This is a genomic window from Chryseobacterium sp. SIMBA_038, from assembly GCF_046535115.1.
In the GTDB taxonomy this organism is placed as follows: Bacteria; Bacteroidota; Bacteroidia; order Flavobacteriales; family Weeksellaceae; genus Chryseobacterium.
Window position 1 is genome coordinate 1 of sequence record NZ_JAWRXH010000275.1, and the last position, 258, is coordinate 258.

General features: G+C 29.1%; 1 pseudogene. It reads left to right on the forward strand.

Going from position 1 to position 258, the window contains the following annotated elements:
• Positions 1-29: 29 nt before the first annotated feature.
• A pseudogene (locus SB689_RS23535) lies at positions 30-258 on the forward strand (hypothetical protein); the annotation flags it as partial.

A 258-nucleotide genomic window follows, 5' to 3' on the forward strand; every position in this document is an offset into this window, starting at 1 on the left:
CTGTTTTTGTTTTTGTCATAAAACCTACCATGATCTGGCTGCCAATATTAGTCTTCCTGAATAGTATTATTATTTTAAAATCAAGTTTCAAAAAATTATTTTTTGGAGGTTTAATCTTACTTTTATTCTTTATTAAAAATATATGGACATTCGGTTATCCCATATTTCCGGTATCAATAATTGACTTAGGTTTTAGTTGGAAGCCCAATCCTGAAGTTTTGAAAACTTCGTCACAATATGCCATTATGAAAACCTATG